This is a genomic window from Vagococcus silagei (assembly GCF_004795745.1).
Taxonomy (GTDB): domain Bacteria; phylum Bacillota; class Bacilli; order Lactobacillales; family Vagococcaceae; genus Vagococcus; species Vagococcus silagei.
On sequence record NZ_SDGV01000024.1, the window covers coordinates 1 to 15,451 of the forward strand.

At 31.1% G+C, this 15,451-nt stretch carries 15 protein-coding genes and 1 pseudogene; 14 read left to right on the forward strand and 2 right to left on the reverse strand.

The features are described 5' to 3' along the window. The first annotated feature begins 197 nt into the window (after positions 1 to 197). Complete coding sequence (locus ESZ54_RS10445) at positions 198 to 1,448, forward strand: hypothetical protein (RefSeq protein WP_136137602.1); 1,251 nt, start codon at positions 198 to 200, stop codon at positions 1,446 to 1,448. Positions 1,449 to 1,856: 408 nt separating this feature from the next. Further along, positions 1,857 to 2,795 carry a hypothetical protein gene (locus tag ESZ54_RS10450; RefSeq protein WP_136137603.1) on the forward strand — a complete coding sequence of 313 codons (939 nt, stop codon included), beginning with the start codon at positions 1,857 to 1,859 and terminating at the stop codon, positions 2,793 to 2,795. A gap of 550 nt (positions 2,796 to 3,345) precedes the next feature. Here ESZ54_RS10450 and ESZ54_RS10455 read toward each other — a convergent pair. After that, the gene (locus ESZ54_RS10455; protein WP_136137604.1) at positions 3,346 to 4,023 is read right to left on the reverse strand and encodes a Fic family protein; all 678 of its coding nucleotides are present in this window, start codon (positions 4,021 to 4,023) and stop codon (positions 3,346 to 3,348) included. A 14-nt stretch (positions 4,024 to 4,037) separates the two neighbouring features. Then, positions 4,038 to 4,247 (reverse strand): tyrosine-type recombinase/integrase, encoded by a 210-nt coding sequence (locus ESZ54_RS12715; RefSeq protein ID WP_275426555.1) that lies wholly within the window; start codon positions 4,245 to 4,247, stop codon positions 4,038 to 4,040. A gap of 313 nt (positions 4,248 to 4,560) precedes the next feature. On the opposite strand from ESZ54_RS12715, the pseudogene ESZ54_RS10465 reads away from it, so the two are divergent. From ESZ54_RS10465 to ESZ54_RS10520, 12 genes and pseudogenes are all read left to right on the forward strand, one after another. Then, a pseudogene (locus ESZ54_RS10465) lies at positions 4,561 to 5,726 on the forward strand (IS3 family transposase). Between the two features lie 322 nt (positions 5,727 to 6,048). Further along, positions 6,049 to 6,396: a hypothetical protein gene (locus ESZ54_RS10470; RefSeq protein WP_136137605.1), complete on the forward strand. Its 348-nt coding sequence runs from the start codon at positions 6,049 to 6,051 to the stop codon at positions 6,394 to 6,396. A 114-nt stretch (positions 6,397 to 6,510) separates the two neighbouring features. Further along, the gene (locus ESZ54_RS10475; RefSeq protein WP_162615167.1) at positions 6,511 to 7,425 is read left to right on the forward strand and encodes a helix-turn-helix domain-containing protein; all 915 of its coding nucleotides are present in this window, start codon (positions 6,511 to 6,513) and stop codon (positions 7,423 to 7,425) included. 130 nt (positions 7,426 to 7,555) lie between these two features. Then, positions 7,556 to 8,023, forward strand: coding sequence for a glutathione peroxidase (locus ESZ54_RS10480; protein WP_136137607.1), 468 nt, complete (start codon positions 7,556 to 7,558; stop codon positions 8,021 to 8,023). Positions 8,024 to 8,218: 195 nt separating this feature from the next. Then, a complete protein-coding gene (locus ESZ54_RS10485; RefSeq protein ID WP_136137608.1) occupies positions 8,219 to 8,866 on the forward strand; it encodes a trimeric intracellular cation channel family protein in 648 nt (215 codons plus the stop codon). Positions 8,867 to 9,018: 152 nt separating this feature from the next. Then, complete coding sequence (locus ESZ54_RS10490; protein ID WP_239433796.1) at positions 9,019 to 9,717, forward strand: AAA family ATPase; 699 nt, start codon at positions 9,019 to 9,021, stop codon at positions 9,715 to 9,717. Between the two features lie 407 nt (positions 9,718 to 10,124). After that, on the forward strand, positions 10,125 to 10,658 hold the full coding sequence (locus ESZ54_RS10495) for a hypothetical protein (RefSeq protein WP_136137610.1): 534 nt from the start codon (positions 10,125 to 10,127) through the stop codon (positions 10,656 to 10,658). Further along, a complete protein-coding gene (locus ESZ54_RS10500; protein ID WP_136137611.1) occupies positions 10,655 to 11,920 on the forward strand; it encodes a hypothetical protein in 1,266 nt (421 codons plus the stop codon). The genes ESZ54_RS10495 and ESZ54_RS10500 overlap by 4 nt, the downstream gene beginning before the upstream one ends. Positions 11,921 to 12,113: 193 nt before the next feature. Then, the gene (locus ESZ54_RS10505; RefSeq protein WP_136137612.1) at positions 12,114 to 12,410 is read left to right on the forward strand and encodes a PQ-loop domain-containing transporter; all 297 of its coding nucleotides are present in this window, start codon (positions 12,114 to 12,116) and stop codon (positions 12,408 to 12,410) included. A gap of 158 nt (positions 12,411 to 12,568) precedes the next feature. Beyond that, positions 12,569 to 13,456, forward strand: a complete 888-nt coding sequence (locus ESZ54_RS10510) for an ABC transporter ATP-binding protein (RefSeq protein WP_136137613.1) — start codon at positions 12,569 to 12,571, stop codon at positions 13,454 to 13,456. Position 13,457: 1 nt separating this feature from the next. Continuing rightward, the gene (locus tag ESZ54_RS10515; RefSeq protein WP_136137614.1) at positions 13,458 to 14,273 is read left to right on the forward strand and encodes an ABC transporter permease subunit; all 816 of its coding nucleotides are present in this window, start codon (positions 13,458 to 13,460) and stop codon (positions 14,271 to 14,273) included. Between the two features lie 71 nt (positions 14,274 to 14,344). Then, positions 14,345 to 15,307: a LacI family DNA-binding transcriptional regulator gene (locus tag ESZ54_RS10520; protein WP_239433797.1), complete on the forward strand. Its 963-nt coding sequence runs from the start codon at positions 14,345 to 14,347 to the stop codon at positions 15,305 to 15,307. Positions 15,308 to 15,451 lie beyond the last annotated feature (144 nt).

Below are 15,451 nucleotides of genomic sequence, written 5' to 3' on the forward strand. Positions count from 1 at the left end.
AAGATTTCATACTAACATCATTTCTATGTTTCATATGCAAATGAAACGAAAAATAGTTTTTAGCTGAAAATCCTTAAAAAGTACTACATACTTGTGGGAGTTATTGCAGATGAAACAGACCTACAAATGTTTCATATAGCTTCTATTGGTTATCATTGGCTAAAGAAGGATGATATAATAAGAAACGAGGTGATTGAATGGGAGATAAGATAGCTAAAAATGAAACTATACGTGATTTAGAAGAAAGTATACAAGGAGCTAAACTTCTAAGCAGTATTTCCTCATTGTTTGGTATTAAAATTGATGAAGATTTTGATTTGCTAGAAAAAAGGATATTAGAAATTAAAGAATTACCAGATAAGTTTAATGAAATATTTTCTTCTAGAGGATGGATTGCGCATGATTCTTTAGATGTTAAAGTAATGAAAGAATGTGTGGAACAGGGAATAGATGGGGAAAGTCTTCTTATGAATTATTATGAAGGAAAACTAGAATGGCTAATTAACATATTATCTTATAGACCTATATTCAAAGAAAGAGCTGAGTTACTAAATTTGGCTAAAAAAGACTATTTTGAAGAAAGATATCATAGCTGTATCCCAATTGTGTTAATGTTGGTTGATGGTATAGTTAATGACATTAAACCAACAGGGTTATTTGCTGATGCGACAGACTTAGACGTATGGGATAGTATTGCAGGTCATTCTACAGGACTAAATTCTCTTGTAGATATTTTAAAGAAAAATAGAACAAAAACTAATATCGAACCGATTTATTTACCTTATAGAAACGGTATACTACATGGTAGGGAATTGAAATATAATAATAAGATAGTTGCTATTAAGACATTTGCCATTTTATTTTATGTGAATGACTGGATTCAGTCTTTAGAAAGTGAAGAAAAAAGAAGAGAAGAGTATCTAGAAGAGAAAAAGAAAAGTAAAGAAACAAGTTTTTTTGATATAGCTAGGAAATACACTGATCACAAAAAGAAGTTACGAAAAATGGATAAGCTACTTGAAGAATGGCAACCAAGAAAATTTGAAAATGGTTATGAGCACTTTACTATTAAAGATGGGACACCAGAAGCAAATGCTATTAAATTTTTAGAATGCATTAGAAAAGGAAACTTTGGTACACCAGTTAGTTTGTACTTTGAAAATATATTTGGAAAAGTTTCAGTGAAAGAAAAAGCTGGACTATTTAGAAAAGAATATGAGGATATCAGATTGGATAGTTATTCTATAACTAAAATAGATGATAAAGGTGCGTCAGTGACTCATGTATATATTTCTATGGTTTATAGACTTGATAGTGTATGCAAAAATAAAGAATTAGATTTTAGGATGATATATGAAAAACAAGGAGAAGTTGAAAACAGGCTGATAGAGGGAGGAGAATGGAAAATAGTGAATATAGAAGGGATAATAGATCAATTGAAATCTTAGTACATTTTTTTACATACTATATGTAGGGGTTGGATGATCTTTAATTTTTATGTTCAGAGGATTTGGTAGCGTTCTACAATTAGTTTTTCGTATTCAATATATAGTTTGTTTACAATCTATATAAAAGAATGAGACACAATATATAGTGTTATAGATTTGACTGTATAAATACATTGTGATATTATCAAGTAATAGAAAAAAAGGGCATAGATTGCAGTCTATCCCCGTGGTTGATATTAGTTGAACTAGTTGCAGACACAACACAAAAATCAATTACCTAACTAAAATGTTAACTCTTATAAGTTTATCAAATGTTTTTGAAAATGTAAAGCTTTTTTGCTTAGAGTATCCAAAACTAGAATTAATTTCGACCTTTTCTATAAAATATTATAGATAGGGAATGATGTAATGGTAAAATTTAGTCAAGCTTTGTATTCAAAGGATGGTGAATCTAGATTTATCGAAGTCAAAAGGATTCCGCATCAAAATAATTATGATGATTTCGTGAACCACTTGTTTTGTCCAGATGAAAATTGTGATGCGAAATTAATTTATGTTAGAACTCGTGAAGGCGGTTACTTGAAAAAACCACAAGGTTTTGAACATAATGAAGAGTGTAATTATGCTGATGACTCAATTAGGGTTGTACCTGAAACTGTATATATTGAGATTAATGGAAATATATCAGATGATGGTATTTCTCGTAGAAATAAAAACATGGGTAAAAAGCTAAGAGATTTTTTAAATCCTCCAGAGGAAAAAAAAGTAGCCAAGTCAGATAAGAAAAAGACTACTAGGTCTAAAAAGGATTCAGATGATCCTAACTCCAAAGATGTCAAGACAGGGGTTAGAATAAAGTATGATCCCAATAGTATAGTAAGTAAAGAAGAATTAGATCAAAATGGTACAAAAACAAGAGAACCAGCGTTTATATCGGTTCTTCTTCACCAAATATCAGAGAGAGATTCCAATAAGAATCTGTCGACTGTTGGCTTAATTAAAAATGTAGTTCTTAACAAAGAACAATCATCTGCTTCTATACAAGTTGTGTTTGAAAATGTTAAAGCGACTATTTATCTACCACAAGCTTTTTTTAGTAATTCTATACGTGGACTATCTAAAGAACAACTTTTTGAATATGTTGAAATGTTGGGAAAATATATAAGGACAAATCCTGATAGTCTATATATAAACACTATGTGTCAGACTCATAAGATAGATATAGAAAATTTAGCTCTGTATGTGTATGACCCAGACTTTCCAAGTTTTATACTTGCTTCTAATACTAATAGAGAATTTAGAAGTTTAAGTGTGTTGGCTTCTATGATATCTACAAATGCAATTTAAACGAAATTTAATTGTGAGGAGAGAGGCTTTAATGTTTCTCTTCTTTGTTTCAATAATATGCCTTAAATTGGCAAATATATAAATACTTATGTATAAATTGGGAAAACATTTCTGCCTGACAATGATATGAGACTTCTGAAAGCTTGAGAAGAGCATGTTACATTTTTGTTCAGGTAATGGTTACTATTATAAATAAACATTGAAAATACCAAGAAAAATGTAACTGATTTTATTGAAGAAAATTGCGAATAAAAAAGCTGAATTTTTTAACAAAACAGCTTTTTAAATTGCTCCCAATAACATATACAAAATTGACCAGATTTTGACCATCTTAATTTGACAATCAATGATAAATATTGAGTCTCTAAACTACTATAAGAACTCTTAAAAACTTGGTTTGATAGTTAATGACACTGGTTGAGAAGCCGTTTCCTATATGGAAGGGTCTGTTGGATAAGTTAATAAGATGTGCTAGGAACGTTGTTGTATCAGCATTCCTTGCCTTTTTATTTTGTCTTAAATAGGTGGGGTCTGTGAAAAGGTCTGTGCATTAAGAAAATTGTGTCATTCGTTCAGCTTCAAACTCCATTGATTCTTTAAAAAGTTTAGCTAATCCATGAGAATCTTCTTTTGATAATAGATTAATATATAAAGCTCTATCATCTACTTTAACAACTACAGGAGCATAACCAGTCATAAGTGCCAGGTAAATATTAATCATACGTCCAGTACGTCCGTTACCGTCACTAAATGGATGAATACGCTCAAATTGAATGTGACTATCTGCCAATACTTCTGCTACATCATCAATATTTTCCGCTATCTCTAAACGATACAAAGTATTATCAACCCATTGTAAAATAAGGTTAGGTACTTCATGAGGTTTAGCAGTATTGAACGTTGCACCAATGATGGCGCTCTGTGTTGCTTTATACTGTCCTTTGTCGAATTGAATACGATCAAGTAATAGCTCATGTATTTTCTTGATAACTAGTTCAGAGAATGGCTCATCATTGTTTAAAGCACTGATAATATAATCAAATGCTTGTTTATGGTTGGCTACTTCATAAAACTCTCTCGTTTTCATACCCTTTTCAGGTGATATGATCGTATCTTCTAAGATGATTGAAACTGTTTCAGCTAACGAAATGGTATTTCCTTCAATCGCACTTGAATGGTACGCCATACGGACTAAAACATCATCTAAATAATCTTGTGGTAGGTTCATCTTCTCATTCCTTTCTAAAATCCAACAAAGTTAGCAAACTTATTGGCTGTTTTTTCTGCTTCTTCAGGCATGACATGGCTATAGATTTCTAAAGTAATCTTAATATCCTTGTGTCCTAGTCGCTCACTTACTTCTTTTACTGGTATACCAGCTTGTAATAACAAACTAGCATGCGTGTGTCTAAAGTTGTGAGGTGTAATTTTAGGGAGCTTATACTTTTTTATTAAGTATTTTAACTAGTCATTAACAATTTGAGGATAGTACAATTCATTGCGTACGTTAGTAAATACAAATTGTTTATCGCTTGTTGTGTTAAATCCCATTTGAAAATATTCCTCACGTTGAATACTACGCCACCTAGACAATATCTTGATTGTTTCATCATCTAGGCTTATTTCACGCACGCTAGAGCTTGTTTTTGGTGTCTGAATGTTTTCATCTATTGCTAGTGTTTTGCCTATAGTGGATAGGCTACACTTGACTAGACAGAAAAAATAAGGTGTGATAAACATAAGAAAACACACTGGAGGAATAGTCATGTCAGAACGTAAGCCTAGAAGAACATTTTCAAAAGAATTCAAACAACAAGTGGTGGATCTTTATCAATCAGGAAAGTCACGAGTAGATATTATTCATGAATATGAGTTAACCCCTTCAACCTTTGACAAATGGGTAAAACAAAGTAAAACGTCAGGGTCATTTTCTGAAAAAGACAATTTAACGCCTGAACAAAAAGAGTTGATTAAACTTCGAAAAGAACTAAAAAATCTTGAAATGGAAAATGATATTTTAAAGCAAACGGCGCTGATATTCGGACGAAAAGGCAAGTAATCTCTGCCAATAAACATAAGTATTCTATATCAGCAATGTGTCGAGTCCTTAATATTTCTAGACAGACCTATTACTATAAAGAAAAAAAGCCGTTACTTGAAAGTGAAGTTGAAGAAAGAGTCGAAAAAATTTTTCAACAAAATAAAAAAGCTTACGGTGCTAGAAAAATAAAAAAAGTATTAAGTCTAGATGGCATCATTTTAAGTAGAAGAAAAATCAGAAGAATCATGAGACAGCGACATTTGGTTTCAGTCTATACGAAGGCTAAATTTAAAGTTTTGGCACCTAAAACAAATGAGGCACAGATAAAAAATCAACTAAATCGAAACTTTGTTTCTCATATACCACTGGAAAAAATTGTGACTGATTAAACTTATGTTAGGGTCGGCAATCATTGGCATTATGTCTGTCTCATTCTTGATCTATTTAATCGAGAAATTATTGGATTTAGTTGTGGACTAAACAAGGATGTTGAACTCATCAAACAAGCTTTTTACTCAATTCCATATGCTTTATCTAATATTCAATTATTCCATACAGATAGAGGGAAAGAATTTGATAACTACACAATTGACTCATTACTACAAACCTTTGGGATTGAACGCTCTTTAAGTAGAAAGGGAAATCTATGGGAAAATGCAGTTGCAGAGTCTACGTATAAATCGTTTAAAGCAGAATTTGTTTACCAAAATCAATTTTCGACAATGAAAGAATTATCAGTTGCATTATATGATTATGTGCATTGGTGGAATCATTTTCGATTACACGGTGCACTGGCATATTCAACGCCTCTTGGAGTCAGAGCGCAGAGATTAGCGATAGCTTCCCTTGAGGATGAGTCCAACTGTGATAATCGTGAGATAGCGAGTTGATTTTTAAAGTCAATTCCTCGCAAATTACTTACAGTTGGAGAGGCTCATGGTCAAGGGTAATCGGATAACAGCTATAAAATTTTGACACCTTATAATTTTTGTCAAAAAAAGGGTTGCCATTACATGCACTACATTAGTCATTTTTGAATGCTTGTTTTATTTTAAGAGACTTTTGGGTCAGCCTCACCTCTTTTATATTTCAAATGATATATCATTAACACTAAAATTTAAATGGAAAAATAAAAATTCTCCTTTTCTTTTGCGTATTTAAAATCGATATCAAAATATCAATTTCTAAATAATAAAAAAGAGGAGTTTTATTATGAGTTATGAACAAGAGTTTGAAGAAGTATTTATTTGTCTAGCGACAAGTGTGAGGTTAGATTATCTAAGTTTAGATGATATGTGCTGGATTATCAGAGAAGAGAGCCCAGTGATTAATACGTATCGTCCAATTGTTGCTTACTATGAATTAACCGATTTTGTTGAAAAAAAAGAATCAGTCTATAACGGTGATGAATATCTTGCTACTAAAAAGAATGTGAAAGATGTATTAATAGAGATGCTTACCTATAAACGTTACTATTTTATCGATCAAGGGACGCAAAAAGTACAAAAAAGAGAAGAGCCGAAACTATTTGTTTATTGGCAAAATAATAAACAAATATGATTAAATCAATAGTATTAAAGATTTTTAGTATTCAAGTTACACTATTTTACACTCTCCGATTGATATAATTTAATTGATGTTAGGAAAATATATAAAAATAATTTTAAGGAAATATTGGCAACGAATAATATGAGTATCAATAAATTATCTGAGGATACTGGGATAAGTCGACAAACTCTTTGCAAGATAAGAGATAATAAATTCTATGATATATCTTCAAATATTTTAACTCAATTGTTAACTTTACTAGAAATAAATTATTATGATTTTGGATCTGTTTATTCACATTTTGATTATCTTCAAGAAAAACTGAGTGAATTATCGTTTAATGAAGAAAATATCAAGAAGTTAAAACAAATAATAAACTTAAAATGTGGTACCAAGGTCAAATTAAAATTTAGTTCTTACAATAGCAATCAAAGCCTTAATTTTCGAAGTAGTATAAAATTTAAGAAAATGTTTTTAAATGGAAATATCAGGATAAATACAGAATGCATCGATTTTGATTTTGATTGGAATCCATCATCAGAAAAAGATGATCTTAATGAATTTTATGCCTTATATTTTAACATTTTAGATTCTTTTGAAACTTACGCTAAAGAAATAGGATTTTCTAATATTTTAATTTCAATATTAAATTATTTAGACATAAAGAATGAAGTATTTCTTTTTCCGGTGGACTTAGAACGGGATGAATTAAGTATCTTTATTAATAGAAACGATTATTCAATAAAAGATAATGAAACAATAAAAAAATCAATATCAATCAAAAAAGGCTATCAATTTTTAGAATCAGATAAATGTATTATGGATATTCAAAAGAATAGGGATAAAGTAATTAACAATTATTCTTCGTTATATAAACCCTCTCCAATTCAAAAGGAACAGGCGCGAATAAAAAATACCAAAGAAGCTACGTATCAGGAAAGTTTTCGCTATACGTATTATGTAAAGATGATAAATGAAGAATTTATCTACAAAGAACGATTAAGAATTGAAAATCAGTATAAATTGAAATTTAGAGAATGATACCTTGAATTTTTAGTTAGCAATTATGTTTAATCAACATACGTGTGTTAAAAAGATTGTAAGTCCTCTCATTTAAATATTTTCCACTTCCATGATAAACTAAATATACACAATAAGGATGGTGACTAGTATGTCAATTTATCAATTTGAAATGGAAAAAATGGATAGTACAACAGAGTCATTACAAAATTATGCAGGAAAAGTTGTCTTGATTGTGAATACTGCAAGTAAGTGTGGTTTTACCAAACAGTTTGAGGGATTAGAAAAGCTTTATACTAAATATAAAGATGAAGGACTTGTGATTTTAGGTTTTCCTTGTAATCAATTTTTAAATCAAGATCCAAAATCAAATGATGATATCTTATCATTTTGTCAATTGAATTATGGTGTCACGTTTCCAATGTTTGCCAAAATAAAGGTAAACGGTAAGAATAAAGCACCACTTTATGATTATTTGATTCAGGAAACTGGAGGTACAAAGATTGAGTGGAACTTTACAAAATTCTTAATTAATCAAGAAGGAAAAGTAGTTTCTCGATTTGCACCAAAAACGACACCAGAAGCACTAGAAGAAGACATCAAAAAATTACTGTCATAATAAATTTTGAAGTTGGTGAATTACCAACTTCTTTTATTTTTAAATAAAAGCAAAATATTAGACAAAAACTAAAATTTTAGCTATCGTGTTGATGGAATCTGACGAAAATTAGATGCCTATTGTTTAAAATGTAAGCGGATTAATATTATAATGTGCAACTGTATGTGTGTTGCGATGGTTAGGAAGGTAAAATCAATGGATATCTTGTATGTGACTAGTGTCATAGGTACAATCGCTTTTTCATTATCAGGCGCAATGGTCGCAATGGAAGAGGACTATGATATTTTAGGTATTACTGTTTTGGGCTTTGTGACGGCCTTTGGTGGTGGTGTACTTAGAAATATTGTCTTGGACTTACCCATGTCGATTTTTTGGAGTCAGACAAATCTATTTTATGTGTCATTTGCCACGATATTTTTTGTTTACCTTTTTCCTAAAAAATTCAAGGCATGGAAAAAATTTGAGATTGTTTCTGATGCAATTGGTTTAGCTGCTTTCAGTATTTCTGGTGCGCTGTATGGTTTAGATATTAATGGTCAAATTGGACCAGTGATTGCAGCAGCCATCTTAACTGGTACTGGTGGTGGTGTCATTCGAGATCTTCTTGCAGGCAAGAAGCCAAGTGTTTTATGTGCAGAAGTTTACGGAAGTTGGTCCATCTTGATTGCAGTCGTAATTTATTACACTGTACCAATGCAGCCAGTATTTTATTTGATCATTATCGCATTAACTGTAGTCTTAAGGGTTGTTGGAGTTAATAATAATTGGGCATTACCAAAAAAGACTTGCTTACTTAATAAAAAAGAATTTTCACCTGTTAGTCAGGTAATTGATAAAGATTAAATTTTGTTTCGGTGACAGTATTGCTTGCTTATGAGTCGTACTGTTTTTTTGTTAGTATCGTGATATGATGATTAAAATAAGCAATTCAGCATTGAAGTATGTTTAAAACATGTAATAACTCTATGAAGGAGAAGTCAATGTTTATTAATGGAATGAAAATTTGTAAGCCAGATACAAATACGTATCCTTTTAATTTGCCGATTGTTGAGTCAATTATACACTTAGAAGACGGTCTGGAATTCAATTCTAGTATCACCTTTTTTGCAGGTGAAAATGGCTCCGGAAAATCTACATTATTAGAAGCTATCGCAATTCAATTTGGCATTAATCCAGAAGGTGGTTCGAAGAATTTTAATTTTTCAACTTTTGATAGTCATTCTAACTTAGCAGATTCGGTGACTTTAGTAAGAAAAGGACAAATCCCAGATTTTTCATTTTTTTTAAGAGCAGAGAATTACTATAATATTGCCTCAGAAATTGAAAATTTACTCGTATCTGATTATTATGGCTCACGTGGATTACATGAGATGTCACATGGTGAGGGAATGCTATCGATTATCACAAATCGTTTTATAGCAAACGGGCTCTATATCTTGGACGAACCGGAATCAGGCTTGTCAGTATCAAGACAATTAACATTGCTAAAAAAAATTATGGATTTAAGTCGTGAGGGCTGTCAATTTATAATTGCTACACATTCACCAGTCCTACTAGCAGCACCGAATGCAACAATATATAATATTTCTCATGATATTTTGCAGGAAATTGAATATGAAGAAACTGAAGCTTATCTTGATATGTCACTCTTTATAAATAATCCGGAACAGATGATTCATTTTCTAACAGAATAAGACTTCAAAAAAAGAGCTGTGAATTTTGCTTTGATTCACAGCTCTTTTTGCATTTTATTTATAAATTGTAAAAACGGGTAGCATTAGGAGAACCAGCAACGTTCAAATCCACTAAGTAGTCCTTAAACTAAAGGTGAGCATGTGTATCAATATATCTAATACCTTTCATAATATATTCTCCTTGCATCTAGTATACTTACTTATATTTATATAATAACACGGTTATTTAAAGTGAAAAAAATTCAATGGGAAGAAAATCTGCATAATAATGATAGTTAGGTAACTAACGTTCTATTTTGAATGGAAATCAATCTGATTATGTGAAATAGTTCATTAAAGCTGTTGTCACCGAAGAAAGAAAAGGCTATCATATACGTATGGGTAAAATTAAAAAAGGAGTGTTTTTGATGAATGAGTTTAAACAGATTAAATCCCTCTATAAAAAACATACGCATTATCATCGCAATATTTTCCTTATATCAGGAATTTTAATTGTTTCGATTAGTATTTTTGTAGCGGTTGACGTAGTCCGCATAAACCCATTAATCTTTTATGCTGTTGGTATGGGAATTGTAACCTTTTATGCATTGTTTAATCGAGTTGAGAGTTCAAATTATGATCAATTGAAGAAGTTTTTAAAAGATTATCAACCTGATATTTTAGACGATAAAGAATTTTTGTTCTTCTTGGACTATCAACTTTCGAGTCATCTTAATCGAAAATCAGAGGTATGGTTTCAAGAATTGAACGATAGTTCTGAATTGAAAAAAAATCGTGCCGCGAGAGCACTAGAAAAATGCATTCGAGAGTTAGATGGCTATTATCAATTCCTTCAAAGATATGCTAGTCATAAGAATCGTAAAGAAATTTCGTTTCAGGATTATCGTATTTTATTGAACCAACGTCGTTATCGAGATTCAATGGGAGGGAAAGAACAATGAAACTAAGAAAAGATATTGTGGGGATTATTTTATCATTCTCTTTGGTAGGAGCTGTTGCAACTGGTGTTGACGCTGCTTCATATAAAGGAGTGATGGAACGCCAATCAAAGCAAGAAATTCGAATACAAAAGAAAATAGCTTCGGAGTTTGTTTCTAAAGATGACCAACAACGTTTAGAACAAGATTTAACTGAAATAAAAGATAGTAAAAATAAAAAAACTAGACGTCAATTAGATGAAATGATGTCTAAAGAAGATTCATTTTTGGTTGAAGTTGACGAAAGAATCGAAAAAAAAGAAACAGAAGTTGCTCAAAATGAACAAACAAAATTGGCTAGCCAATTCAAGAAGTTAGAGGAAGTAAGTCAGGAAAAGTATATTGTTGAAACTGATCTTTTAAAAGTTAAAGATTTAGATAATGAATTGAAAGAGCTTCAAACACCGAAAAAAGTTAAACCAGTTAGAAGTTTGGCAACTAAGATTGAAAATTTATCTGAACAGATGAAAGGTAATCAAACAGTTCTAACTGGATTGGTTAATGATTTAAAGAAAGAAAATAGTGTATCTGAAAAGTTAGAAAAAAATCGTTTTGTTTCTGAGCAAGATAAAAAGACGCTAGCAACAAAACAAACGGAAAATATAAAATTCTTTGACAACGCTAATAATATTGAAACAGTCAAGGAATGTAAAGAAGCATCGCAAGCATTTAATAAAGAAGTTGAAACGAAGAAAAGTGAAATTGAAAAAGAATTTTCTGCATCAGAAGAAAAAGCTAAAAAGCTTGTTACTTCTTCAGACAAGCTTCTTTTAGAGGGGAATTTGGAAGCTGACGAAAAGAAAAAACTTGAAAATCAATCTAAAAAAACAAAGGATGCCCTAGCTTTAACGAAATATGAAACAGGCGATTTAACAAAGTATTATGGTGAGCACCAAGAAACATATGATGACTTATCTAAGAAAAGTGAGGATCGTAAAAAAGAAACTGAGCATAAAGCTAAAGAAGATGAGAAAAAACGCGAAGTGACAGAAGTAGAAACGATAAAAGATGACTCAGAGGTAATATCTGATAATGAACAAGCAGGTGGAGTGATTCCTACGGGTGGTGGTTGGAACCGTCCTCCTGATGGCTATGTGTTCTTAAAAGTAGATAGTGGTTTGACTTATCGACAAGTCAAAAATCCCACTCATTATTTGATTATTAGTGAAGTAGATGGTCAAAAATTTGAACCAGGCCATGGAAATGGTTCAGCAAAACAACGTTAACATTTTAATACGAAGAGTAGCAGAGACTACTCTTCTTTTTTTTAGCAACTTTGTGTAGACGTTCACACAGATAGTGATGTATAATTAGTTCATGAATAGTGATATATTTGAAATAAACAATTGTTTATGTTATTGGTATAAGTATTAGGGTATAATTTTTGTTATTCAGATAGGGAGAAGGAGATTAACAGTTATGGTAATTAAAACAATATTAACAGCATTAGGTATGGTTGGAGGAGTTTTCATAGTTTATTCTTTTATACCTCAAATTAAACTATTGATTGAAACAAAAGATTCAGCAGGCCACAGTATTACATTTTGGACGATTATTTCTTTTGGGATTACATTCGCAGCGATTGCGATGATTGGGATGAATATTATTAATGGTATTGCGTTTTCAACATTAGGTTTAATCAATGAAATTACTCAAATCTTAAATGCTTCACTTGCAATCACAACATTAATTTTAGTTAAAAAATATCGAAAATAATAGATGGAAAAGTAATGCATTTCGAATTATGTCGAGATGCATTTTTTTATTTCATAAATTAAAAAAGCGAATTAAACAAATGTTTTATTTATTTCAATTATTTTGTATTCGTTAGATAATGATATAATGTAGGTATCAAAACTCTGGAGGTGGTTCGTATGAATAAAGCAATTGATGTGTTTGATTTATCCAAGAAATATGGTTCTCATTTTGCATTAAAAGACCTAAATCTATCAATTAATGAAGGTGAATTCTTTGGCTTGATTGGTCCCAATGGTGCTGGAAAATCAACTCTAATAAGAATTTTATTAAATATGATTTTTGCGACAAGTGGCGAAGCAGCTATCTTTAATTTGGATTGTGCAAAAGAGAGTGCCGAGATCAAGAAAATGACAAGTTATGTTTCTAGTGATGTTTCTTACTACGATAGTATGAAAGTGAAAGATATTTTCCGATTAGTGGCAAAATTTCATCATGTTGTTGATTTTAATCAACAAATGGCATATTATACAGAACTATTTGATTTACAATTAAACAAAAAATTTCGAGAATTATCTTTAGGGAATAAAAGAAAAGTTGCGATTATTTGCGGACTTTTGCCCCAACCAAAACTGTTGATTTTAGACGAACCCACTAACGGGTTGGATCCACTCATTCAATTTCGCTTATTTGAAATATTGGAAGAAAAAAATAAACAAGGAATGACAATCATCCTCTCAAGTCATGATCTAAAAGAGGTACAAACTCATTGTGAAAAAGCTGCATTTATAAAAGAAGGTAAGATTATTGCGGAAGAAAAATTAAAAGAGTCTCATCTAAAAGAAAAAGTATTGGTCTTATATGGCAATGATTTACCAAAAGAATCTTTTGAAAATCAAGGTTGTCGATTATTACAAAGTGATATGAATTCACTAACGTTTCATGTCCAACATGATGTGAGACAGCTTTTCCCACTTTTTTATGATGAAAGAATTATCGACTTTACTATTCGCCCCCAAGAATTGGAAGATAAATTTTTATCACTATATGTAAAGGGGGAGAACTAACATGATATTAATGCAATTTGAATGGCACAAGGAATGGAAAAAAATGCTGATGTGGTTTTTGATTGTTGGGATAATTTTAGGTATGTTTATGTATTTTTTCCCCATGATGCAAGATAGCGCAATGGAAAGTATTGTGGTTGATAAAATGAATGCTTTACCTTCAAATATGCTTAAGATGTTCCATTTGGAAGACGGTAAGAGTTTGTTGGAACTGCCGGGATATTTTGCTTATGTTTTTCAGTATATTTTTATTGCTGTTTGTATTTACGCAAGTATGAGTGGCGGTAATGCATTAATCGAAGAGGAAACAGATGGTACGATTGAGTTTTTGTATTCGCAACCCTTAAATCGTAGCTCACTCTTTTTTGGAAAGTATTTCGCGCGTTTAGTTTTATTAATCATGTTATGGCTGTTACTTTGGCTTGTAACCATCACTTTTGGCTATGCAGTTAAACCTGATGATTATCATATTCAAACATTTATAGAGAAAAGCAGTCTAATATTTTTAAATGAAGTAGTTGTATTAATATTGTTTTACAATTTGGGTATACTGATTTCAACGTTTATTAAATCCGCAAAACAAGTTACTTCTTTTGCGATGGCACTGGTATTTGGTACTTTTATGTTGGGAATTTTAGCTGGTCTAAGCGATAAATTTTCTTGGGCTGAGAATCTTTCACCAATTCAATTGGCAACACCATCAAAAATGTTAAATGAGAATTTAAATGTAACAGAGTTTGGTGTCATGTTGGGCCTTTCCGTTCTCTTTCTTTTATTAGGTTGGCAAATTTATAAAAGAAAAGATTATCGACTATAACAGAGAAAATGATTTAACAGATTTTTGATGAGCGGAGACTGGACTCAACAAAGGATATGGAGGAACTGGTTATGACTAAAATGAATATCCAAAAAATTGCTGATATGACAGGTGTCTCTAAAACGACAGTTTCAAGGGTAATTAACCAAGAAAAATACGTTTCTAGTGAAATTCGTGAAAAAGTATTAAGGGTGATTGAGGAAACAGGTTATGTGCCAAATGGTAATGCAATAAATTTGAGCAAAGGTAAAAGTAATACAATTGGAGTGACACTACCGTATAATAATCTTTGTTATCAATCATTGATAAATAGTATTCTTGATCAAGCCAATTTAAATGGACAAAAGGTGTTATTACTACCGACTTATCACGAAGAAAAGATTGAATTTGATTATTTCTCATTATTGGAACAAAAAACAATCGATAGTTTAATTTTAACTACCAGAACTAGTAACATTGAAGCTTGGGAAGCTTTAAATATGAAAGGCAAAATCATTTCCACGGAAAAGCTAATCAGTGACAAAATTCCAATGATATATTCTGACCGACAAAGATGCTATGAACTATTATTTGCAGAATTAAAAAATGCACATGATACAGATATTGTATTTACTGTTCAAAGAGGAGTTGCCCGAAGTCAAAGTACTTTTGATAAAGTGAAGGCTTTTGAGATGTATTTTGGAAAAGCGATTGAAGGTAGAGACTACTATACGAATATTTCAGGTTACGAAATTGGTAAAGAATGGGTTTTAAAAACATTTTCAAATAAAAAGATTCCGGAAGTGTTTTATATTAACGGAGACGATACTGCTGCTGGTGTACTAAAGGGATTAGAACATTTGGGTTATCAGCATAATCATGATTTTCTTCTGATCGGTGAAGGTAACACTACTTTTAGTGAAGTGCTCGATTTTTCAACAATTGATTTCACGCCGCAAAAAATTGGTGAGGAAGTTGTAAATTTTGTATGCGGAAAAATGGCGGAATCGAATAAAAAGTATGAACCCAAAATAATTTGGCGCTTAAATGAATAAAAATCTAATAACATAAAGTACTCTAAAAAGAGTGCTTTTTTATTTTTATTAAACAAAATGTAAATTTACAAATGATTCTTTTTCTTCTGAGCTGAAAGTTTTCTGAACTGTTTAGTGATTTTAGTCTGTGAACGCATAGTTTAT

Excerpts from the sequence above, each read along its gene's own strand:
- ESZ54_RS10445 (WP_136137602.1), top strand. The coding sequence starts at position 198 with ATGGGAGATAAGATAGCTAAAAATGAAACTATACGTGATTTAGAAGAA.
- ESZ54_RS10450 (WP_136137603.1), top strand. The coding sequence starts at position 1,857 with ATGGTAAAATTTAGTCAAGCTTTGTATTCAAAGGATGGTGAATCTAGA.
- ESZ54_RS10455 (WP_136137604.1), bottom strand. The coding sequence starts at position 4,023 with ATGAACCTACCACAAGATTATTTAGATGATGTTTTAGTCCGTATGGCG.
- ESZ54_RS10470 (WP_136137605.1), top strand. The coding sequence starts at position 6,049 with ATGAGTTATGAACAAGAGTTTGAAGAAGTATTTATTTGTCTAGCGACA.
- ESZ54_RS10480 (WP_136137607.1), top strand. The coding sequence starts at position 7,556 with ATGTCAATTTATCAATTTGAAATGGAAAAAATGGATAGTACAACAGAG.
- ESZ54_RS10485 (WP_136137608.1), top strand. The coding sequence starts at position 8,219 with ATGGATATCTTGTATGTGACTAGTGTCATAGGTACAATCGCTTTTTCA.
- ESZ54_RS10490 (WP_239433796.1), top strand. The coding sequence starts at position 9,019 with ATGAAAATTTGTAAGCCAGATACAAATACGTATCCTTTTAATTTGCCG.
- ESZ54_RS10495 (WP_136137610.1), top strand. The coding sequence starts at position 10,125 with ATGAATGAGTTTAAACAGATTAAATCCCTCTATAAAAAACATACGCAT.
- ESZ54_RS10500 (WP_136137611.1), top strand. The coding sequence starts at position 10,655 with ATGAAACTAAGAAAAGATATTGTGGGGATTATTTTATCATTCTCTTTG.
- ESZ54_RS10505 (WP_136137612.1), top strand. The coding sequence starts at position 12,114 with ATGGTAATTAAAACAATATTAACAGCATTAGGTATGGTTGGAGGAGTT.
- ESZ54_RS10510 (WP_136137613.1), top strand. The coding sequence starts at position 12,569 with ATGAATAAAGCAATTGATGTGTTTGATTTATCCAAGAAATATGGTTCT.
- ESZ54_RS10515 (WP_136137614.1), top strand. The coding sequence starts at position 13,458 with ATGATATTAATGCAATTTGAATGGCACAAGGAATGGAAAAAAATGCTG.
- ESZ54_RS10520 (WP_239433797.1), top strand. The coding sequence starts at position 14,345 with ATGACTAAAATGAATATCCAAAAAATTGCTGATATGACAGGTGTCTCT.